The following is a 21,545-nucleotide window of genomic DNA, read 5'->3' as shown; positions in this document are numbered from 1 at the left end:
ACCACCGGTGCGGACGGGCTGGGCTCGATTGCCTGGACCGGCGTGGCGGGCTCCACCGTGACCGGCACCTACGGCACCCTGACCGTGGGCGCGAACGGCAGCTACAGCTACGTGCTCAACAACGCCAACCCGGCGGTGCAGGCGCTGGATGCCGGTCAGACCCTGACCGAGAGCTTCGGCTACACCCTGACCGACGGCGACGGCGACAGCCGTGCGGCCACGCTGAGCATCACCATCAACGGCGCCAACGACGGGCCCAGCATCGTTGTCGATCCGGACCCGGAAAACCCGGGTGGTCCGGGGGGGGCGAACGACATCGTGTACGAAGCCGGCCTGTCGAACGGCTCCGGCGTGGGTCCGACCACCGTCACGGTGGGCGGCACCTTCACCGTGTCGGACCCGGACGGTCTGGACGACATCCAGTCGGTGACCATCAACGGCACGACCATTGCGATTGGCAGCCTGGGCACCAACAACGCCATTGTCGGCAGCAACGGCACGCTGACCGTGACCGGCTACAACGCGGCCACCGGCGTGGCGACCTACAGCTACACCCTGACCAGCCCGACCACCGACGTGTCGGGCACCGAGAGCAACACCTTTACGCTGACCACCAGCGACGGCACGTCGACCTCGGCGCCGGCGAGCATCGTCATCGACATCGTGGATGACGTGCCGATTGCGCGTAACGACAGTGACAGCGTGACCGAAGACGGCGTGCTGACGGCGGACGGCAACGTGCTGACCGCGGTGGGCGGGACCGATGGCAATGCCACCGACGGCGTGGCCGACACCACCGGTGCGGACGGGCTGGGCTCGATTGCCTGGACCGGCGTGGCGGGCTCCACCGTGACCGGCACCTACGGCACCCTGACCGTGGGCGCGAACGGCAGCTACAGCTACGTGCTCAACAACGCGCTGCCGGCGGTGCAGGCGCTGGATGCCGGTCAGACCCTGACCGAGAGCTTCGGCTACACCCTGACCGACGGCGACGGCGACAGCCGTCCGGCCACACTGAGCATCACCATCAACGGCGCCAACGACGGGCCCAGCATCGTCACCGACTCGGGCAACCCGCAGGGTGCGCACGACGTCGTCTACGAAGCCGGTCTGTCGAACGGCTCCGGCGTGGGTACGACCACCGTCACGGTGGGCGGCACCTTCACCGTGTCGGACCCGGACGGTCTGGACGACATCCAGTCGGTGACCATCAACGACACGACCATTGCGATTGGCGTCCTGGGCACCAACAACGCCATTGTCGGCAGCAACGGCACGCTGACCGTGACCGGCTACAACGCGACCACCGGCGTGGCGACCTACAGCTACACCCTGACCAGCCCGACCACCGACGGGGACGGCACCGAGAGCAACACCTTTACGCTGACCACCAGCGACGGCAGCGTCAGCTCGGCGCCGGCGAGCATCGTGATCGACATCGTGGATGACGTGCCCAAGGCGAGTCCGGTGCTGGCCCAGGAGGAGGGTACGCCGCACTCGAACACCAATCTCATGCTGATCATGGACGTGTCCGGGAGCATGGACGACGCCTCTGGCGTGCAGAGCATGAGCCGCCTGCAATTGATGAAGGCGGCGATGCTCGAGCTGCTCGAGCAGTACGACGCGCTGGGCGACGTGAAGGTGAAACTGGTCGCCTTTGCGAGTACTGCGGACGAGGTGGGCAACAGCTCGCAGTGGTTGACCGTGGCGCAGGCTCGCGATGTCATCCTCGGCCTCAACGCAGACGGGGCTACCAACTACGACGACGCGCTGAAGGACGCGATGAGCGCCTACACAGACAGTGGAAAGATCGTTGATGCCAACAACGTCGCGTACTTCGTGTCCGACGGCCAGCCGACGATCTCCAATTCCAATCCCAATCAGGGCGGGTCGGTGACGAACCCCGAGCTTGGTGACGGCATCGGCAACGAAGGAATCAACGCCAACGATAACGAAGTCAGCCAGCAGGAATGGCAGGCCTTCCTGAACGCCAACAACATCACCGCTTACGCCATTGGCCTGGGCAGCGGCGTGTCGGAAGGCTATCTGGACCCGGTTGCGTACGACGGAGCGCAGCACCAGGACAGCAATTCAATCGTCGTCACCGACCTCAACGCCCTGATCCCGACCCTGGTGGCGACAGTGTCCATCGCGCCGGTGACCGGCAATCTGGTGAACGGCGGCACCGCCACCTTTGGCGCCGACGGCGGCTTCATCAAGTCGATCGTGGTGGACGGCACGACGTACTCCTACGATCCGGCGGCCAACAGTGGCGCCGGCGGAGTCACCATCACTGCCGGCCCCACCCATGCCTTCGGGTTCAATACCGCCAACAACGTGCTGACCGTGGCGCTGTCCGCGGGCGGCAGCATCGCGGTGAACATGGATACCGGCGCCTTCACCTACACCCCGCCGGCCTCGTTCACCGATCCGATCGCGGCGGACATTGGCTTCACGCTGGTGGACCACGACGGCGACACGGCCTCGAACGTTCTGCACCTGAACGTGGCGACCACCAACGACGTGCTGCTGGTGCGCGACGACCGTGTGCTCACCAACCAGCAAGCTGCCACTGGTGCGGACACCATCGCCATCCCGACCTGGGCGCTGCTTGCCAACGATCGCGCGCCCAACGGGCAGGCGCTGAATCTGACCGCCGTGGCTAGTGCCATCGATGGCCTGGTCACCCTCACCAGCCCGACGGTGACGTTCACAGAGGAAAGCCCCAACGCCATCGATGGCGGTACGTTCACCTACACGGCGACATCAGGCGCGGTCACGGATACCGCCGACGTGAGTATTGGGCGGGACCAGGCCGGCGAAAATACGCTGGACGGCATCTGGCGCGACGAGATCCTGATCGGCCGCGACGGAACGGCCGACACCATCAACGGTAACGACGGGAACGACATCCTGCTTGGACTGGGGGGCAACGACACGCTCAACGGCGGCAATGGCAACGACATCCTGGCCGGCGGTGCCGGCGATGACAAGCTGAACGGCGGCGACGGCAACGATACGGCGACCTACATCGATGCCGCAGGCGGAGTGACGGTGTCGCTGGCCGTGACGACTGGCCAGAATACCGGGGGTGACGGTACCGATACGCTGTCGAACATCGAGAACCTCATCGGCTCGATGCACAACGACTCGCTCACCGGCAGCAGCGCCAACAACATCCTGGTGGGTCTGGCCGGCAACGACACGCTCTCGGGCGGCGGCGGCAACGACGTGCTCATCGGCGGGGCGGGCAACGACACCCTGACCGGCGGAGCGGGTGCGGACACCTTCAAGTGGGGGCAAGGGGATCTGGCCGGCAGCACCACGGGCGACGTCATCACCGACTTCGCTACTGGCACTGGCGGCGACGTGCTGCACATCGGCGACCTGCTGGCCGGCTACGTGCAGGGTGTCTCCGATGCCACGGATTTCGTGCACCTGCAGACCAACAGTGGCAACACCGTGGTTACGGTCGATGTCAATGGCGGCGGGGACAACTTCGTGGCACTGGCGACGCTCAACGGCGTGACTGGCCAGACCGTTGCCGGCATGATCGGGTCCGGCAACCTGGTGCTGACGCACGAGACCACCACCACCTGATTCTGCCGGCGCAAGGTGTCGCGACGGGCCGCGCGGGGGTTATCCCCTCGCGCGGCCTTTTTTTGTTTGCGCAATCGCCCACGCGCGATGTGGCAAGGCGCATGTCACAACCCGCCGGCCGTTCACGCGAACCCCTTTACACATCGGAAAGTGTTAACCGGACGATACACCCCGGATAAACCATGAAAATCCGGCCGGAAAGCCAAAATTACAAAAAATCCCTTTATGAATCATTGCGATAATGGATAAAAACGCGCGATCCCAGCGCCGGCGCGGGAATCGGCGGCGCGCAACCCGATGAAGTGTAACGACTTCGATACAAACGACTGCTAACCAACCCTCCGCGGTATTTTAAAAAAATATAATAATTTCAATTACTTGTTTCATAAATTTTGACTGGCACGCCACGTGCTTTATGCGTTGTGGGCGCCCCTTTGTGGGCCGGCATCCGCATCGTGCGGTCCGTCGGTAAGAGACCGCCCGCAACCACCTTAATTGGGAGTGAGTGCAGTGAAATCAGTGAAATCAGTGAAAGGTATGAGCAAGTTGGTGCCGATCACGGCTGCCTCGATGCTGGCGTTCTCGCTGGCCATGGCGAGTGCTGCCCGTGCCGACACCACCAGCGGTGTGGACGAAGCCGGCGCCGGCAGTGCTGCGCAGGTCAACGGTAACGATCTGCTGAGCGAAAACACCACCAACGTGACCGATAGCAACGTCGGCGGCGGTACGCAAGCCAATGGCAACGATCTGCTGAGCGACAACACCACCACCACCACCGACAACGGCGACTTCCGCGACAACACCGCCACGGGCAACGGCGACTTCCGCGACAACACCACCGACGTCTCCGACAACGGCAATTTCCGCGATAACACCACCGACGTCTCCGACAACGGCAACTTCCGCGACAACACCACCGACGTTCTGAGCGGTAACACCGACAGCAACTTTGCTACCGGCGACATCGACGAGACGTCCGGCAAGAACGTCGCCACCAAGGGCGGCGAAGTGGATGCCGACCAGACGCTCGGCAAGGTCGTTGCCACCAAGGGTGGCGAGGCCGAGTTGATCGAAAGCGGCGCCGGCAACGTGGCCAGCAAGGGCGGGACGATCATCGACATCGCCTCCACGGGCAACCTCAAGATGGTCAGTCTTAGCAAGCTGAATGCCAGCGTCAGCGGCATCACCTTTGCGCCGGTGGCGGTGGGCCTGTCGGGCGGCAACGACGCGACCTCCGCCAATCTGGGCGGCGCCGGTTCGGCCAACGTCGGCGGCTCCTCGGCCGAGACCGACAGCGAGCAGGGCGCGGCCAATCTGGGCGGTGCGCTGGGCGGCAATCTGGGCGGCGCAGTCGCCGGTGCCGAGGGCGGTGCGCAGGGCGGCAACCTGGGCGGCACGGCGGCCAGCAATGCCGGCGGCGCCGACAACCTGGGCGGCGCTCTGTCGGGTGCCAGCGCTGAGAACGGCGCCGGCAACCTGGGCGGCGTAGCGGCGGGCAACAGCTCCGACGACGATACCGGCAACCTGGGCGTCGCGGGCGCGCTGTCGGGTGCGCTGGCGGGCGCCGGTTCCAGCGAGGCTGGCGAAGGCGGTGGCGGCGATACGAAGGGCGCGGCCGATTCGACGGGCTCGGCTAGCAACGGCCAGGGCGCCACGGGTGCCACTGGCACGCAGAGCGCGGGCGGGAGCAACTCCCAGACCGCGGGCGCCAGCAGCAGCCAGGATCCGGATGCCACCAACACCCAGTCGGCGAGCAACACGCAGTCGACCACGGGCGGTGCCAACACCCAGACCACCACGGTCGCCAACAGCCAGGATCCGGACGCCAGCAACGCTCAGACGAGCTCGCCGACCAACTCCCAGTCGGCGGCGAACTCGAATGACGCGGACGCCAGCAGCAGCAATGCGCAGACCAGCAGTGCGAGCAACTCGCAGAATTCAGTTGCGTCTGCAGTGTCGAAGAACGTCAGCCTGGCCAGCCTTGACTGGACGAGCGGCGGGATCAACGGTGCCTTCACCAACATCCGTGGCATCACCACGGTGACCAGCAACACTGGCATCGCCAGCCAGAATGCCGCGGTCAGCGTGAATGCCATGGTCGGCAGCGTGAATGGTGGCGGCACCATCACCTCCGGCATGCCGGCCAGCACGGGCGGTAATTAAGGTGCGCTGAGCCCATTTAAGGGTTAAGCGTTAAGACGGCGGGCGAGTCCCCGGGCTCGCCCGCCGTCTTATTCTCTCCGCATCGACAAGGGAGCGCACCATGAGTTACTTGAACCTTAGTAGATGGCTACGCCTGAAGGGCGCATTGGCCAGCATCGGATTCCTTGCCCTGACGACCACCGCCTGGGCCGCTGATCCATTGTCCGGCTTGAGCGCAGTCGGTGACGGCGCGCTGGGCGCCACCAATATCGGCGTCCGCAACAGCGTGCTCAACCTGAGCGGCGTGGACCAGAGCGCGAATGTGGATCACACCAAGATCGTGGTCACCGGCAATGGTCAGGCAAACACTGGGCAGATTGCTGACAACCTGGTCCAGAACAACAGCGGCCTCACCACGTTCCTGGCCAATACCGGCAACAACGTGAGCGTGAACAATTCCACCATCCTGAATATTTTCCTGAATTCGCTGCCGCCAGCAGCACCCTGATCGCGCGTCACCGATACCGGGGACCGAGGGGGAGAGTGTGAAGCGGACGACGGCGATATTGCTTGCGGGGACCATGCTGGTATGTGTGGCTCCGGCGCTGCGTGCCAACGGTGCGGACAGCATCGACCTGCCCACCCCGGGCGGGATATTCAATCCCAAGGTCGTCAGCATCCGGGAGGCGCGTTTTAAGACCGTCATCCAGCAGCGCTACGACTTCAGTTGCGGCTCGGCCGCGCTTGCGACCTTGTTGACCTACCACTATGGCGCGCCGGTGTCCGAGGCGCAGGTCTTCGAGGCCATGTACAAGGCCGGCGACAAGGAAAAGATCCAACAGGAAGGCTTCTCGCTGCTCGACATGAAGCGCTTTCTGACTTCCATCGGCGTCAAGGCGGATGGTTTCGAGATGACCCTGAATCAGGTCGTCGACGTGGGTGTACCCATCATTGCGCTGATCGATGTCGGTGGGTACAAGCATTTCGTGGTGGTCAAGGGAGTTCGCGGCGACGAAGTGGTCGTCGGCGATCCCGTGCAAGGGGTAAACATCGTGCGCCGCGGTGACTTTGAGGCCATGTGGAATGGCATCGCCTTCGTCATACGCCAGGACATCGATATGGCGCGTCGGAATTTCAACGCGGACCACGACTGGGCGGTCCGCACCAAGGCGCCATTCGGTACTGCACTGCGCCGCGATGGACTGGCGTCCTTCGCCATGGGCCTGCCGGGCGTCAACGACTTTTAATAACGAGTTCTCGAGGAGTAATTCCGATGGGTGCAAACCTGAGCATGATGAATTCGTACAACGGCCATGTGAGCCACCGCGCACACCGTTTCGCGTGCGCCGCCATCAGCGGCTGGCTGCTGTTCACCACTCCCGTGTTCGCTGCTGTGGGCGCACTCGACCCGTTCAGCGACCTCAACCGCGTTTCCGAAACCAAGCTCGACGACATGCGGGGCGGATTTCGGGTAAACGGCTTTGAGATGCGCTTTGGTATGCGGGTGGAGTCAGCCGTGTCCGGTATCGGCAGGGTCGTAACGCTGCTGACATGGGGCGATCTGTCCCGCAAGTGGACGCCCACCTCGACCACCGTCTACTCAGCCGATGGAACGCAGCAGTCGGCCAATCCGAATGCGGCGGTTCCCGCTGCCAATGCGCAACTGCCGGCAGCGCCGCAGTCGCTGTCCACCGCGGCGAACACCGCAGTAAGTCCGCCCGCGCCGGTTGCGCCGCCGGCACCGACTGGTTTGACTGTTCCGACTGTTCCGACTGCTCCGACGGTAGCGTCCGTGATTGAGCCCACAATCAGTGTTCCGACCGCCGCCAGCCCGCCACAAATCGCGAATACGCCCGAGACGGTGACGCCGCCGGTGGCAACCTCGCTGCCTGTGTCTGTGCCTGTGCCGCAGAGCGTCGCCAACTATCTTGACCAGCAAGCGACTCAGCCGAGCGCGCCCACTCTGGGACAAAAGGATGGCGGCTTTGAGTTGACGGTAGCGAATAGCGGCACAACCCAGATATTGCACCAGATCACCGAAGGGCACGTGGCGGCTCTGATTTCGAATCAGGAAAATGGCGTAACGATCAGTCAGAGCACCACGCTGGATGTGGGCGTGGCGAATTTCGCGCAGCAAATGGCAAATGCGATGCACGTAATCCGTGCCCGATCGGTCGTCGGCAGCGGAGTCAATCGCTACTGAGTTGCAGCACGCTCAAGATTTTTGAATTGACGCCGTAATTCTTTCTATGAAGGCAGGGGCAGTGCGCAAACGGTGTGGTGAGCCACTTTATGTGGCGTACTTGTTGGCCGGGCTGGCCTGGATGGCTGTATCGCCCGGTTGGGCTGCGGACGTGCAGCCGGTCAGGGCGCCCAATTCAGGCGTCCCGGACGCACCCCTGTCGGCTCAGGAGCTTGGTGAAGTTTCCGGAGCGGGTCTTGCGCAGCAGGCAATTACTGCCGGCGCCCCGCCACCGCGGGTAGCTGTCATCCTGTGGGATGAAGCGGGAAAGCGCAGCCTTCCGCGCGTGGCCGATTCAGCGCAATGGACGCTTACGCCGGGTGGCTTGCGCGTGGAAATGTCCAAAGTTCCGTGATCTGCGCGGTGGGAGGCCGCGGGCCGGCACCTTCCAGAACGAAAAACAAGTGGGGTATTCAGTATGGTGCGGCAGGGTGTGGGGTTGGTGATGGCTGGATTGCTGCCGGTGGCGGGGCTTGCGCAGGAAACCGGACCCTCGGTGCAGGGCGAGATCGAGCGCCTTCGGGCTGCCATCGAGGAGCACCAAAAGGAGATCGAGCAGCAGCGCGACAGGCTCGATCAGCTGGAACGGCTGGTAAGCGCGGCGCCGCCACTCATCGTTTCGTCGGCTGACCTCGATACCCAGCGCGGTGGGGCTGACGGCCCGGCCAGTGGTGCCTCGCAGGCGGTAGGCAAAGCTCCCGAAGAGGAGAAAAGACGGCCAGAAATCACGGCGATCTCGGACGTGGGCGGCGTGTTGACGCCGCGCGGGAAGTTCGTGGTGGAACCGCAGATTGAATACAGTCATTCATCCACGCGGCGGTTCTTCTTTTCCGGCGTCGAGATCGTGGACGCGGTTCTGATCGGGGCCATCGAGGCCGCGGATGCGGACCGCGACACCCTGACCGGCGCCCTGGCCGCACGGTACGGAATCACCAATCGGCTGGAAGCCGATATTCGGGTACCGTACGTGTATCGCGATGACACGGAGCGCGATCCGATCGAGGGCGAGCGCCATGGCGCTACCGGCAACGGTATCGGCGATATCGAACTGGGTTTGCACTACCAGATGAACAGTGGCCTCAACGGCTGGCCGTTCTTCATTGCCAACCTCCGCGCCAAGAGCGCGACCGGCAAGGGGCCGTTCGATGTCGACTACGACATACAGGGTCAGCAGGAAGATCTCCCGACCGGCTCCGGGTTTTACAGCGTCGAGCCAAGTCTGACGATCATCTATCCTACCGATCCGGTAGTGCTGTTCGGCAATGTCGGCTATACGATGACACTGGCCGACAATGTCGATAAAACGATTGCCGGCACACAGTTCGAGCGCGTGGACCCGGGCGACGTCATCAAGTTCGCGTTTGGCATGGGTATCGGCCTTAATCGCGCCATCTCGATGAGTCTCGGCTATGAACACAATACCGTTTTGTCCACGGCCACTCGTACGAGTGCGGAGACAGTGGACTCGGATCGGCTGCAGATTGGCTCGTTCCTGATGGGGTTCTCGTTGCGCCTGAGTCCGAGCAAGTCGGTCAACGTCAACCTTGCAATCGGGGCCACCACAGATGCCCCGGACGTGCAATTGACGTTCCGTACCCCCTTCGCGCTTTAATCAGAACATCAAAAACGGCCGCCGGTCGCCCAGAATGAACCGGCGGCCCGCGGCCCTTTTTGACGGATCCTCCAGATAACGCAGCCAAGAGGCCTTGACTGTCTCGGTTGATGCCGCGTGGAAGAAAGTCCTGCGGCTGCTGCCGCCGAGAGAGGCCTAATTCCGGCGATGTCCAGTCGGGCCATCGTCGCGCAGCGAAGCAGCGCCTACCTGGGCTTTTCCAGGTGGCGGGCACTGGTAAATCCAGGCTTGCTCATGTGGAAGCGGGGAGTGGCGGGATGGATTGAGTCAGCGTTTCCCGCAGCGCAGGGACGCGCTGCCAAGATCAGCGGCGGTAAGCTGCTGATCGTGTGAGCCATCGGAAAACCACGCCTTTCCGATGGCGGGCGCTGGGAACTCCAGAACGAAGCTATTCAGCGTCCCTAGACACACTGGTCGCGTTAACGAGCCGGCTGCAACTCGTGTTTTTTCATGAGCCGGTACAGCGTCACTCGCGAAATACCCATCTGGCGCGCCGCCAGCGACAGATTGCCCCGCGCGTTAAGCAGGTGTGTCGCCAGAGTCTCTCGCTCGACATTGGTTCGCGCGTCATGCAGGCGGGGCTGGGCGGACGCTGTGGGGTTGATGTTCGCAAGTCCCAAGTCGTCCGGAGTGATCAGGCGATTCTCGGACATCACCATGGCACGGCGCACGCGGTTGATCAGCTCGCGCACGTTCCCTGGCCAGTCGTGCTCCATCAGTGCTTGCAGGGCTTTTTTCGAGTATCCCTGGACGTGGGGGCGCTTCTCGGGGGCGAACTTTTCGAAGAAAAACTTCGCGAGCAGCACCACGTCTTCCCCGCGCTCGCGCAGCGGCGGCATGTTCACGCGCAATACATTGAGCCGGTAGTACAGGTCCTGGCGGAAGCGCCCGGCGGCCACCGCCTGCTCGAGGTTCACGTTGGTAGCCGAGATGATGCGCACGTTGACCGGAATAGGGCGTGGGTTGCCGAGGCGCTCTATCGTTCCTTGTTGCAGAAACCGCAGCAAATGACCCTGGAAATCAGGGGTCAGGTCACCGATTTCGTCAAGCAGCAGAGTGCCACCCGCTGCACTTTCGATTCTGCCGATCTGGCGCGCGACGGCGCCCGTAAATGCGCCTTTTTCGTAGCCGAAAAGTTCGGCCTGAATGAGCGTCGGCGGCAGCGCGCCGCAGTTCACGGCCACGAAGGGGCCCTTGCCACGCTGCGATCGCTCGTGGATCGCCAGGGCTGTCAGTTCCTTGCCGGTGCCGGACTCGCCGGTGATCAAAACCGGCGCATCGACAGCGGCGATCTTGCGCGTTTGTGTGAACAATTCGAGCATCGGCTGGCTTGAACCGACCATTTCATACTCGGCGTTGGAATCGTCGTCCTGCCGATTGCGTCTGCGTATCCGGGCCATGCCCCAGGCACGACCCAGCACTATGGCCAATCGTCTCGGGTCAGCGGGTTGCGTGTGGTAGTCGTAGGCGGATTCGGCGATCAGGCGGGTCACCTCCGGCTTTTCCAGCAGTTCGGGGTCGATCAGGAAAACCCAGGACACGGTTCTCGCAGCGCACAGCACATACAGCCTGTCAGGCGTGTAACCGGCAGCGCACAACGTCACCACCCCCACGCAGCACTCGGGATGGGCGAGCAGCGTCGCGGGCACCGCCTCCGGTTCCGCTACGAGCAGTGGCTTCCAGTGCCCGGCACCCAGCGTGTCGATAAGGCCCTTGACAACACCATCCGGCCTATCGCACACAATCAGCACAGAACGCTCTGCGTTCGCCATGGTCGCTACCACTCCTCTCGCGGGAGGGTCTGGAGTGGCTGGTTTTTTTTCGCCCCCCCTGGCTTCGGACCTCCCCAAAAAATCATCAACATACACTCCAAACTAGCCCACAAAGTGGAGGCGTCGCTACTTCAGCAGGCGCTCGTTACGCTGACAACCTGTCCAAAGGTTCGACACGCCGTTGCTGAATCGAAGGTGACCGCCCGCGATCCGGCCGTCGGCGGCGAACAGAAGCCCCCCCCCGAGCTGCGGTTCTGAGGGATGCTATTAAAACATCAAACGCTGCAGCGTGTTGATGACAACGGGGTGACAGGGTACTGGCGGGAGCACGGCATGCTCTCACGATTCGACGCCTGACCGGGTGTGCACAGTGCCACTTGGGAGCCTGAAAATCGCCGCACCCACCGTGGTGGGTGGTGTGTGTCGCGGACCTGGCCCTCGGCGCGGGTCACCAAAATCGCACTCAACCGACGCAAGGGCGAGGCCGATGAAGCGGGCGCGTCGGCGGCGTTCCCGGGGCTGCTGGACCTGCCGGACACCTTGAAGCGAGCCACCGCGAAGGCAAGTTCGTCACAGCGGATGCAACATGTCCGACCGCACACCGACCGCACACGTTGTATGGTAGCTTGCGTCGAATAGCATGCCGGCGGAAAACCGGGGATTTTGGCGAGGATGTTGGTATGAAGCGAGTTGAAGAAGCCCATGGATGGCCGTTTTCAACATCCTGTTAAAGCTTAGTCATGCGCCGCCGATAACCGGGAGCACGTGTCCGCACAGGTTGGTGGGATGGTCGTCCAAGGGGCAGTGGTCAGGGAGGCGTAGCGGAAAATGAGAGCGGTGCCTCCCGGGCTGGGGAACCATGACATGCACGGTGCTCAGGGCTTCACCATCACCGAACTGGTGATCACCGTGGTGATATTCGGCATCCTCACCGCGATGGGCGTGCCTGCCTACACCCAATTCGTGCGCGACAGCCGGCGTGCGGCCGTGCTCAACGAGTTTTCTGCCGCGCTGAATCTTGCCCGCAGCGAGGCGATCAAGCGCGGCGTGCCGGTTGCGGTGTGCCGCACCGCCGACGGGGCGAACTGCGGGGGCAGTTGGACCACAGGCTGGCTGGTGTTCGTCAACCTCGACGGCGACTCGCCGGCCGTCGTTGACCACCCGGGAGAAACGGTTCTACGGTCTTACCTCGTTGCCGACCCCGCCAACCCCGGCTATAGCCTGACGCCGAACAATCCGTTCACGAATTTCGTGGCTTACCAGCCCAATGGCGGCACCAACAGCACGGCTGGCCGATTTACCTACTGTGACGCCCGCGGATTGCGCAGCGCCCGCGCGGTGCTGATCAACATCACCGGTCGTCCGCGCCTGTCCCGCGACACCGATGGCGATGGCATTGATGAAGATGATCAGGGAGCCGACCTTGCTTGCGTTTGACGCGCGTGGCCCAAGACCGAGCCGCCTGCAGCGCGGCGCCGGCCTGGTGGAGGTGCTGGTGGCGGTCATCGTGCTCTCGATCGGCCTGCTCGGCATCGCCGGCATGCAGCTCGGCAGCCTGCGCAGCAACCACAGCGCGTGGATGCGCTCGGAGGCAACGCTGCGCGCGCTCGACATCATGGATGCCATGCGTGCCAACCAGGTGGCCGCCGTGAACGGCGACTACGACATCGCCATCGGCGCCGCGGCTCCATCCGGTGCCACCACGCGCGACCTGGACCTGCAGGAATGGAAGCAGAACCTCGCCGTCCTGCCGGCAGGGGATGGCTCCATCGCCAGGACCGTGGTCGCTGGCCGCACGCTGTTCACCGTCACGGTGCAGTGGGATGACTCGCGCGGTGAGCTGGCCGCGCAGCAGTTCGCGGCCACCGGTGAGCTGTGATGTGCCCCGCCGTCCAATCGCCATCATCGCGCGCCAGCGGCTTCACCCTGGTGGAACTGATGGTGTCCATTGTGGTGGCGCTGGTGGTCATGGCCGGGGCGCTGCGCGTATTCGTGGGTATGCGGGAAAGCTTTCGGCTGGAAGACGCGCTCTCGCGCATGCAGGAAAACAGCCGTTACGCGGCCGAGGCGGTGGCCTTCGACGCCCGCCAGGCCGGCTTCAGCGGCTGCGTCGGGACCACTTTCACCAATCTGGTCGCCGTAAATAATCTGCTGGACCCTGCCGGCGCCAATTACGAGCCGGCCTTCTACGACGTGACCCGCCCGCTGACCGGCTTCGAGTACACCGGCACTGATGTTGGGGATACCTACACCTCGACCGGCACCGACCCGGCTGGTGTGTCGCGTGGCAACTGGTCGGACGATGCCGGCACGCAGCTGCCCGAGCGCCTGCAAAACCTCGTCGTGCCGGGCACGGATGTGTTGATCGTCAAGCGCGCCGGCCCGCGCCAGGACGTGACTTCCACGGATGTAGTGGACCAGGATGGCGATACCATCACGCTCAGTGCCCCCAGCGGATTGCCCGCGAACAACCCCATCATGCTGGTGGCAGATTGTGGCGGTGGAGATCTGTTTCAGAACGTCAGCACTGGCGCGACGACGCTGAGCCGCGGCTCCGGTGGCACCCCCGGCAACCGCTCCGGCGGCCAGTGGAGCCATTCCTATCCGCCCGGCGCCGAGGTCTACCTCTACTCCGTGGCCGTCTATTACGTGGGACTGGGCGCCGGCAACGAGCCGGCCCTGTTCCAGCTGAGCTTCCCCACCGGCGGCGTCGGCTCCAATCAGGAACTCGTGGAAGGTGTCGAAAACTTCCAGGTGCTCTATGGCGAAGACAGTGGCGACGATGGCGTTGCAGAAAATTACGTTACGGCCGACAACGTGACCAACTGGGAGCGGGTGGTATCCGTCAAGATGGCTTTACTCATGCGCACACCGCAGGATTCGCGCGCCGACCTGGATGCAGACACCTACCAGCTGCTGGGGACCACCATCGACCCCGTCGATGAACGGCGCGTGCGGCGTGCCCTGACCTGGACCACGGCGGTACGCAACCGCACCCGGTTGGCAGGTGCGCCATGAGATCACGTCTGGCCATCGCCCATCCCAGCCGGCAGCGCGGAGTGGTGCTGGCCATTGCGCTCATCATGCTCGTGATTCTGACCCTGCTGGGCGTTTCCGCACTGCAGGTCACCGGTCTGGAAGAGCGCATGGCCGGCAATATGCGCGACCGCAGCCTGGCCTTCCAGGCCGCCGAAGCGGCGCTGCGCGAAGGTGAGCGCCAGCTCGACGTGCCGGACTCCAACCTGCCCACGTTCAACGACACAAACGGCTTTTATACGGCGCCCGGCGATGGCGACCTCCCCGTCTGGTCGGACTATATCGGCGCCAGCGATAGCAGCGCGACCTTCTGGACCACCAACGGTCGCCCTTACGGCGGAGCCGATGGCGACGCCAGCGTGGACGGCGTCGGCGCCCAGCCGCGCTACATCGTCGAGGAACTGCCGTACGTGCCGGGTGTGGGCGACAGCTTCGAAGCCGGCCTGCCGCAGGATCAGCTGCCGTCCTACTACCGCGTCACGGCGCGGGCCACCGGCGGCACGGACACCGCCGTGGTGGTCGTGCAAACCACTTATCGGCGTCTTTGATCATGCCGCGGCACCGCCGGGAGAAGAACATGAATGCACATCGCTTGACTCGTTTTCTGGCGGGCGCAGCAATCGCGCTGATTTCGTACGCCGTGCCGGCATTCGAAATCTACCAACTGCCGATGTTCGCCACCGGCGCCGCCACGCCCAATGTCATGCTGCTGGTGGATACGTCCGGCAGTATGAACAACATCATCTGGGCGGATGGATTCAATATTGCGACTACCTATGCGGACTGGAGCAGCGAGTGGGACCCCAACGACGGCAACGTCTACCTTGGCGATTTGGTCCGAGGCTCATGTGGCAGTGGCTACAAGCGGGGCATAAAAGGCGCGGTTACAAGGTGTCTGAAATTGCCGGATCCGGTTGGGTCGGGTAACACCCGTTATGACGGCAATTATCTCAACTACCTGTTCCAAACCTACGGTACCCCCGGCGGGTTCGACCTAACGACGACAAGCAGTCCGATTCCGCACGGCAGCGATGATACGCGCATGAAGGTCGCCAAGACCGTGGCGAAGGACCTGGTTGATACCGTAACCGGGGTGCGCTTCGGGGTGGCCAGATTTGATACCAGCGGCAACGACCAAGGCGCTGAAATCAGCGAAAACTGCGACGATCCTACCTCGGGCCATCTGACCGCTATTAAAAGCACAATTGACGGATACACCGCCCAAACCAACACGCCACTGGCTGAATCTCTGTACGAGATCACCCGCTACTTCCGCGGTATGTCCCCTTTTTACTACAGCGGCGGCAACTACACATCTCCTTTGCAATATCGCTGCCAGAAGAACTTTACCATTGTCCTTACTGATGGATTTCCGACCTGGGACAACAAGTTCCCGAACCCGAATGCCGACTCTGCGGACAATGCGGATTCCACGCACTCCCTGCCGAATTGGGACGGGCAGCCAGTACCCAATCCGGACACGACTTCATCAGCCTATCCTATTTTCCCGCCGCACTCGGATGGCTTCAAGCCGACCACCTGCCCGGGCATCCCATATAACGCGAACAACTGCATCGGCCAGGGCAGTGAGGGTTATTCCCTCTATCTCGACGACATCGCCAAGTTTGGTTATGACATCGACATGAAAACGACCGGCAACGATGACGACGGCGTCAGCTGGAACGATCCGGAGTTCCCCAAGCAGAACATGACCACCTATGCGGTTGGCTTCGCCACTGGCAACCAGATGATGGAGGATGCTGCCGCATACAGTGGAGGGCAGTATTTCACGGCGAAGAACGCTGCCGACCTGAAAGAGGCGTTGGAGCAGGTATTGCTGGACATCCAGAACAAGGCCACGGCGGCTGCCTCGGTGTCGCTCAATTCCACCCGCCTGGATGCCAACACGCTGATCTATCAGGCAAGCTTCGACAGCGCCGACTGGAGCGGTGACCTGCAGGCTTTTCCGGTGGACGTCGATACCGGTGCGGTCCTGGCCAAGGTCTGGAGCGCCAAGGATCACGTTCCGGCGGCGGCCTCGCGGACCATCGTCACCCAGAAATCCAGCCCGCGCGTCGGTATCGCTGCGACCTGGGCCAACCTCAGCAGCGGACAGCAGAGCGCGCTCAATACGCTGACCGATCCGCCGTCCTGCTCGACGTGCTCATGCTTGTTTAGCTCGAGCTGCCGAAATAACTGTTCGAAATGTGGAGGCGGCGCGACCAACGGTCCGCAGGTACTCGACTACCTGCTCGGCGTGCGCTCCGGCGAGGAACAATATGGCGGCACCTTCCGCGACCGCTCGACGGTGTTGGGCGACATCGTCAACTCCGACCCCCTGTTCGTCGGCAAGCCGAATTTCGGCTACCACACCTTGCCGGGGTCCGAGGGCACGAGCTACGTGGCGTTCCGTGCATCTTCGGCCTATACCGGGCGGCCGCCCATGGTCTACGTGGGTGCCAACGACGGTATGTTGCATGCCATTGACGGCAGCGAGGCCGTGGCCGATGGCGGTGGCACTGAGCGCTTTGCCTATATGCCCCTGACCCTTTTCCCAAAGCTCAAGGAACTCACGAAGCCTTCCTACAGCCACCGCTTTTATGTCAATGGCTCGCCGCAGAGTGGTGACGCCTACCTGAACGGCGCCTGGAAAACGGTGCTGGTCGGTACGCTCGGCGCCGGCGGGCGCGGCGTGTTCGCGCTCGACATCACGGACCCGGAAAGCTTCGGGCCATCCAAAGTGTTGTGGGAGAAAACCGTCACCGGCGATACCAACATCAACATTACCGACGACGCCGACTTGGGCTTCACCTACGGCCAGGCCAGCATCGGACGCATGGCAAACGACAAATGGGCCGCCATCGTTGGCAATGGCTACAACAGCGACAACAAGCGTGCGGTGCTGTTCATCTTCGACCTGGAAACCGGCGCGATTCTGAAGAAGATCGATACCGGCGTCGGCAGTGCGGGAACGCCGGTCGTCGACAACGGCCTGTCCACGCCGGTCATCGTGGATGCGAACAACGACAAGATCGTGGACTACATCTACGCCGGCGACATGCTCGGCAACATGTGGAAGTTCGACGTGACGGCGACCAGTGCGGGTTCGTGGGACGTAGCCTACAAGTCCGGATCGACCAACACGCCGCTATACACGGCGCTGGACCCGAGTGGAAACCCACAACCGATAACCGTCAAGCCGGTGGTGACGCGGCGTTCGGATGGCGACCTGATGGTGCTGTTTGGCACCGGTAAGTACTTCGAGGCACAGGACCGGAGTGTGCCGGCGTCACCCACGCCCCAGGTGCAGACCTTCTACGGCGTGCGGGACCCTGGCGGACCGGTCGGCAGTGGTCATTCCACGTTGGTTCAGCAGTCGGTGATCGTCACCACCACGTTCAACGGTGCCAGTGACGGTGAGGAGACCACCGATTCAACTGATTCAGACGATTCTGACGCCAGTGTGCGCGTGACAACGGCGGCCAGGCCGACTTCATCTACGCAGAACGGCTGGTACCTTAACCTGCCGACAGCCGGGGAGCGTCAGGTGAGCCGACCCGTGCTGCGCACCGGGCGCATCATCTTTACCACCGTCATTCCGAACAGCGACTCCTGTTCCGCCGGCGGTACGAGCTGGCTGATGGAAGTCGACGCGCTGACGGGTGGCCGGTTGCCGTTTTCGCCCTTCGATCTGAATTACAACGGCAAATTCACGGAGACGGTACTGGTGATGATCGATGGCGAGCCTACTCGCGTTCCGGTGTCGGGCCTGCAATCCGATGTGGGCGTCATGGGGACGCCGGGTATTGCCCAGGAGGGTAACCGCGAATTCAAGTACATCAGCGGCAGCAGCGGCGGTATTTCGGTGACCTTGGAGCCAGGTGACATTGGCGCCGGGCGCCAGTCTTGGCGGCAGTTGCAGTGAGCAACAGGAGGCATGGCGTGATGCGCAAGTCGATGGTGTGGACGGCAGCGGCTTTGGCGCTGGTGATGGCGGGCTCGGCGCTGGCCGAAGCCCTGCGCGGCGGCGGGCGGATCGGCGAGGTCAATCTGGCCACCGGCGTGTTCAGGGTGGATACGGCGCAGCTGCGCATCGAGGCGCGCACTCGCGTGTTCGACTATGGCGGCAAGCCGGCGTCCGCGTCCGTGCTGGAGCCGGGAATGTCCGTGAGCTATACCGCGCTGCCCGGCACCAAGCCGGGCGAGGTCCCGCTGGTGCAGGAAGTCCGAATGGTGCCGAACTGAGTCAGCCATGAACGATCCGATCCCCGCGCCGGTGTCTGTACCCAAACGTCGGAATTCCGGCTTCACCCTGGTAGAGCTGATGATCGTGGTGGCGATCGTCGCCATCCTGGCGGCGGTGGCGTATCCGAGCTACCGCGGTTTCGTGATGCGCGCCAACCGCTCCGACGGCAAGACCGCGCTCATGCGCATGGCGCAGAACATGGAACGCTACTTCACGGTGAACAACACGTATGTGGGCGCCACGCTGGCCTCGGACCCACCCGCTGTCACGGACGTGTGGGGCAGCACCGTTTCGCCGGACGGGTTCTACACGTTGTCTTTGGATCCCGATCCGACGGCGACGCAGTACACCGTGAAGGCGGTTGCCCAGGGCACGCAAGCGCGGGATACGCAGTGCGCCACCCTCACGCTCGATCAGGCCGGGGTGAAAACCCCGGCAGACTGCTGGTGATGGGGTTCCGGCAAGGACTGGATTTGTCATGGGTTCCCGGCGAAGGCAACGGGTCTCAGGCTGGGCATTCTTTCCCCACTGTGGTGGGGCGAGCCGTTCGCGCGCCTCAGGGATCGCGGAGAACTTGGCCTGACCTCACTGCTCTCATGCCCGCCCCCCGCTGGCGGCAGTGTGCAATCGGTCCAGGTCTGCGTTTATACGTGACCTAAACCGGAAGCAGCGATGACCTCGCACAGCCCGTCCCGTCGCAATCAAGATCGATCCTGACATCGCACTGGCTGATGCGCGAGGCTATCAGCCAGTACGTCGAGCGCGAGGAAAAGCGCGAGGCTTTTCGGCAAGATGGCATTAACGCCTGGAACGAGTACCAGATCACGGGTTTGCATGTGACTGTGGAGGAGGCCGATGCCTGGCTTGCGAAGCTGGAAGCCGGTCAAGATATCGAGCCGCCTGAATGCCATGTCTGATTTGGTCGGCGCCGGCTCTGCGTGACGTGCAGCGCCTTTACCGATTTGTGGCCGAGAAAAACATCGACGCGGCCAAGCGCGCAGCAAAGAGTCTCCGCGAGGGCGCGAAAGTCGTCGCGCATCAGCCAGGCATCGGCCGGCCAGCCGATGGCATGGAGCCCGAATATCGCGAATGGATGATCAACTTCGGCGATAGCGGCTATGTAGTGCTGTATCGCTACGACGGACAAACGGCGTGGCCGTGCGCCATCAGCGCGGAGTGGGGTACTGACATGCCGTGCGCAAGCGGCTTGACGGTTACTGTCATTGCCGTTTCTCGACAAGCGTCGGTGGCGTCCGCTGGGCGGTTAGGCACTGGCACTTGATCGGCTTGTTTGATCGGCTGGCGCGGGCAGCGCCAAGACCGGCTCGCGGGACGGCAAAAATCCGGGGGCACGCCAGCGCGTATCACGGTAGAGTGTCCTGATACACAATATTTCGCTAGCTTTTGTTCCAGGCTTGTTTCTATACTTAACCAGCTTGGGAACTCAGGGTGGGGCTGTTGCCCCGTCAACAACAGGGGACACAGTCATGAAAACAGTCCGTTCGGCGACGTTGCTAGGGGCGCTTTCGTTGGTCGGTTCGCCGGTCATGGCCGGCGACCTGACCGAGTCCATCCACAAGGCCATCGTGCATAACCCGGACGTGCTGGTCACGCAGGACGACGCGCGGGCCATCGAGCAGAACGTGCGCGAGGCCAAGGCGGGCTACCTGCCGCGGGTGGACGTGTATGCGGGCGTCGGCGGCGAGAAGAGCGACAACTCGTCGACCCTGGGGGCCACCGGTAAGCAGGGTTACCTCGGCCTGCATCGGGAAGAAAGCGGCGTCAAGATCACGCAGATGCTGTTCGACGGCTTTTTCACCAAGAACGAGGTAGCCCGCCAGAAGGCCACCCTGCAGGCGGCATCTTTCCGCGTGCTGGCGGCCGCCGAGGACGTCGGCCTGCGTGCCACGCAGACCTATCTGGACGTGCTGCGCCGCCGGGAGCAGGTGGCACTGGCCAAGGACAATCTGGCCGCCCACCAGCGCGTGTACGACCAGATCCACATGCGCAGCGAGCGTGGCGTCGGCCGCACGGCGGACACCGATCAGGCGGCCGGTCGTCTGGCCTTGGCGCGGGCCAATCTGGAAGCCCAGCAGGGCAACCTGCGCGACGCCGAGATTGCCTACATGCGGGTTGTCGGGGAAATGCCGACCGATCTGACCCTGCCGACCGCGCCGGCCGACAAGATGCCGGCCGATCTGCAAGGCCTGGTGGGCGAGGCGCGGGAAACTCATCCGACGCTGCTGTCGGCGGTGGCCGACATCGACGCCACCACGGCCCAGCACGAGCAGGCACGGTCCAATGATTTCCCTCGTTTCGATCTTGAACTGGGCGCCAGCCACAACAAAAACATCGACGGTGTGCGCGGTGCGGACGAAGACCTGATCGCCATGGTGCGGATGAACTACAACATCTATCGCGGTGGCGCGGACCTGGCGCGCAAGCGCTCGACCGCCCATCGCATCACCGAGGCGAAGGACATCCGTGACCGTGCCGAGGACCAGGTGATCGAGGAGGCCAGCCTGTCCTGGAACGACCTCCTGACCGCCCAGACTCGGCTGGATCTGCTGCGCCAGCACGCCGATGCTGCCAATTTGACGCGGACCGCCTACCTGAAGCAGTTCAACATCGGCCAGCGCACGCTGCTCGACTTGCTGGATACGGAAAACGAGCGCTTCGTCGCCGAGTCCAATTACATCGACGGCAAGTACCGCGTGCTGTACGCCCACTACCGCATCTTCGGCAGCAAGGGCCAGTTGCTGGGCACCCTGGGTGTGACGCCGCCGGAGTTCGTCGGCGAGGAACCGAAGGACGGCAGCTGATCGCCTGGGCTACCTGTCCCGGCTGTGGGAGGCCCGGCCTCGGGCCGAATGG

At 63.3% G+C, this 21,545-nt stretch carries 16 protein-coding genes and 1 pseudogene; 16 read left to right on the top strand and 1 reads right to left on the bottom strand.

The window, feature by feature from the left end:
• The 6 genes from H5U26_RS10540 to H5U26_RS10515 form a co-directional block, all read left to right on the top strand.
• Window positions 1-3,600: VCBS domain-containing protein (locus H5U26_RS10540; protein ID WP_290619409.1), on the top strand; the 3,600-nt coding region annotated here is incomplete at its 5' end.
• Between the two features lie 537 nt (window positions 3,601-4,137).
• Window positions 4,138-5,763, top strand: coding sequence for a hypothetical protein (locus tag H5U26_RS10535; protein WP_290619406.1), 1,626 nt, complete (start codon window positions 4,138-4,140; stop codon window positions 5,761-5,763).
• A gap of 100 nt (window positions 5,764-5,863) precedes the next feature.
• The gene (locus H5U26_RS10530) at window positions 5,864-6,250 is read left to right on the top strand and encodes a hypothetical protein (RefSeq protein WP_290619404.1); all 387 of its coding nucleotides are present in this window, start codon (window positions 5,864-5,866) and stop codon (window positions 6,248-6,250) included.
• 37 nt (window positions 6,251-6,287) lie between these two features.
• Window positions 6,288-6,989, top strand: coding sequence for a C39 family peptidase (locus tag H5U26_RS10525; RefSeq protein ID WP_290619402.1), 702 nt, complete (start codon window positions 6,288-6,290; stop codon window positions 6,987-6,989).
• 26 nt (window positions 6,990-7,015) lie between these two features.
• A complete protein-coding gene (locus tag H5U26_RS10520; protein WP_290619400.1) occupies window positions 7,016-7,945 on the top strand; it encodes a hypothetical protein in 930 nt (309 codons plus the stop codon).
• Between the two features lie 484 nt (window positions 7,946-8,429).
• Complete coding sequence (locus H5U26_RS10515) at window positions 8,430-9,596, top strand: hypothetical protein (protein WP_290619398.1); 1,167 nt, start codon at window positions 8,430-8,432, stop codon at window positions 9,594-9,596.
• A gap of 440 nt (window positions 9,597-10,036) precedes the next feature.
• Here the strand turns inward: H5U26_RS10515 and H5U26_RS10510 are convergent, their stop codons facing one another.
• Window positions 10,037-11,389: a sigma-54 dependent transcriptional regulator gene (locus H5U26_RS10510; RefSeq protein WP_290619396.1), complete on the bottom strand. Its 1,353-nt coding sequence runs from the start codon at window positions 11,387-11,389 to the stop codon at window positions 10,037-10,039.
• 864 nt (window positions 11,390-12,253) lie between these two features.
• Here H5U26_RS10510 and H5U26_RS10505 point away from each other — a divergent pair.
• From H5U26_RS10505 to H5U26_RS10460, 10 genes and pseudogenes are all read left to right on the top strand, one after another.
• Window positions 12,254-12,826 (top strand): GspH/FimT family pseudopilin, encoded by a 573-nt coding sequence (locus tag H5U26_RS10505; protein ID WP_290619395.1) that lies wholly within the window; start codon window positions 12,254-12,256, stop codon window positions 12,824-12,826.
• Entirely contained in the window at window positions 12,813-13,268 is a 456-nt protein-coding gene (pilV, locus tag H5U26_RS10500) for a type IV pilus modification protein PilV (protein ID WP_290619392.1), read from the top strand. Before H5U26_RS10505 ends, pilV begins: the two co-directional genes overlap by 14 nt.
• Entirely contained in the window at window positions 13,268-14,407 is a 1,140-nt protein-coding gene (locus H5U26_RS10495) for a PilW family protein (RefSeq protein ID WP_290619390.1), read from the top strand. Before pilV ends, H5U26_RS10495 begins: the two co-directional genes overlap by 1 nt.
• The gene (locus H5U26_RS10490) at window positions 14,404-14,973 is read left to right on the top strand and encodes a PilX N-terminal domain-containing pilus assembly protein (protein WP_290619388.1); all 570 of its coding nucleotides are present in this window, start codon (window positions 14,404-14,406) and stop codon (window positions 14,971-14,973) included. The genes H5U26_RS10495 and H5U26_RS10490 overlap by 4 nt, the downstream gene beginning before the upstream one ends.
• A gap of 29 nt (window positions 14,974-15,002) precedes the next feature.
• On the top strand, window positions 15,003-18,350 hold the full coding sequence (locus H5U26_RS10485; RefSeq protein WP_290619385.1) for a PilC/PilY family type IV pilus protein: 3,348 nt from the start codon (window positions 15,003-15,005) through the stop codon (window positions 18,348-18,350).
• 20 nt (window positions 18,351-18,370) lie between these two features.
• A complete protein-coding gene (locus H5U26_RS10480) occupies window positions 18,371-18,670 on the top strand; it encodes a hypothetical protein (RefSeq protein ID WP_290619383.1) in 300 nt (99 codons plus the stop codon).
• 7 nt (window positions 18,671-18,677) lie between these two features.
• A complete protein-coding gene (locus H5U26_RS10475; RefSeq protein WP_290619381.1) occupies window positions 18,678-19,121 on the top strand; it encodes a type IV pilin protein in 444 nt (147 codons plus the stop codon).
• Between the two features lie 266 nt (window positions 19,122-19,387).
• Window positions 19,388-19,588: pseudogene (locus H5U26_RS10470) on the top strand (CopG family transcriptional regulator); the annotation flags it as partial.
• A gap of 26 nt (window positions 19,589-19,614) precedes the next feature.
• Window positions 19,615-19,953 carry a type II toxin-antitoxin system RelE/ParE family toxin gene (locus H5U26_RS10465; protein ID WP_290619377.1) on the top strand — a complete coding sequence of 113 codons (339 nt, stop codon included), beginning with the start codon at window positions 19,615-19,617 and terminating at the stop codon, window positions 19,951-19,953.
• A gap of 205 nt (window positions 19,954-20,158) precedes the next feature.
• On the top strand, window positions 20,159-21,493 hold the full coding sequence (locus H5U26_RS10460; protein WP_290619375.1) for a TolC family outer membrane protein: 1,335 nt from the start codon (window positions 20,159-20,161) through the stop codon (window positions 21,491-21,493).
• Window positions 21,494-21,545 lie beyond the last annotated feature (52 nt).

The organism is Immundisolibacter sp., from assembly GCF_014359565.1.
In the GTDB taxonomy this organism is placed as follows: Bacteria; Pseudomonadota; Gammaproteobacteria; order Immundisolibacterales; family Immundisolibacteraceae; genus Immundisolibacter.
The sequence above is the reverse complement of the archived record's forward strand: the minus strand, read 5'-3'. Positions and strand labels throughout refer to the sequence as shown.

Excerpts from the sequence above, each read along its gene's own strand:
- H5U26_RS10535 (WP_290619406.1), top strand. The coding sequence starts at position 4,138 with ATGAGCAAGTTGGTGCCGATCACGGCTGCCTCGATGCTGGCGTTCTCG.
- H5U26_RS10530 (WP_290619404.1), top strand. The coding sequence starts at position 5,864 with ATGAGTTACTTGAACCTTAGTAGATGGCTACGCCTGAAGGGCGCATTG.
- H5U26_RS10520 (WP_290619400.1), top strand. The coding sequence starts at position 7,016 with ATGGGTGCAAACCTGAGCATGATGAATTCGTACAACGGCCATGTGAGC.
- H5U26_RS10515 (WP_290619398.1), top strand. The coding sequence starts at position 8,430 with ATGGCTGGATTGCTGCCGGTGGCGGGGCTTGCGCAGGAAACCGGACCC.
- H5U26_RS10510 (WP_290619396.1), bottom strand. The coding sequence starts at position 11,389 with ATGGCGAACGCAGAGCGTTCTGTGCTGATTGTGTGCGATAGGCCGGAT.
- H5U26_RS10505 (WP_290619395.1), top strand. The coding sequence starts at position 12,254 with ATGCACGGTGCTCAGGGCTTCACCATCACCGAACTGGTGATCACCGTG.
- H5U26_RS10495 (WP_290619390.1), top strand. The coding sequence starts at position 13,268 with ATGTGCCCCGCCGTCCAATCGCCATCATCGCGCGCCAGCGGCTTCACC.
- H5U26_RS10490 (WP_290619388.1), top strand. The coding sequence starts at position 14,404 with ATGAGATCACGTCTGGCCATCGCCCATCCCAGCCGGCAGCGCGGAGTG.
- H5U26_RS10485 (WP_290619385.1), top strand. The coding sequence starts at position 15,003 with ATGAATGCACATCGCTTGACTCGTTTTCTGGCGGGCGCAGCAATCGCG.
- H5U26_RS10480 (WP_290619383.1), top strand. The coding sequence starts at position 18,371 with ATGCGCAAGTCGATGGTGTGGACGGCAGCGGCTTTGGCGCTGGTGATG.
- H5U26_RS10475 (WP_290619381.1), top strand. The coding sequence starts at position 18,678 with ATGAACGATCCGATCCCCGCGCCGGTGTCTGTACCCAAACGTCGGAAT.
- H5U26_RS10460 (WP_290619375.1), top strand. The coding sequence starts at position 20,159 with ATGAAAACAGTCCGTTCGGCGACGTTGCTAGGGGCGCTTTCGTTGGTC.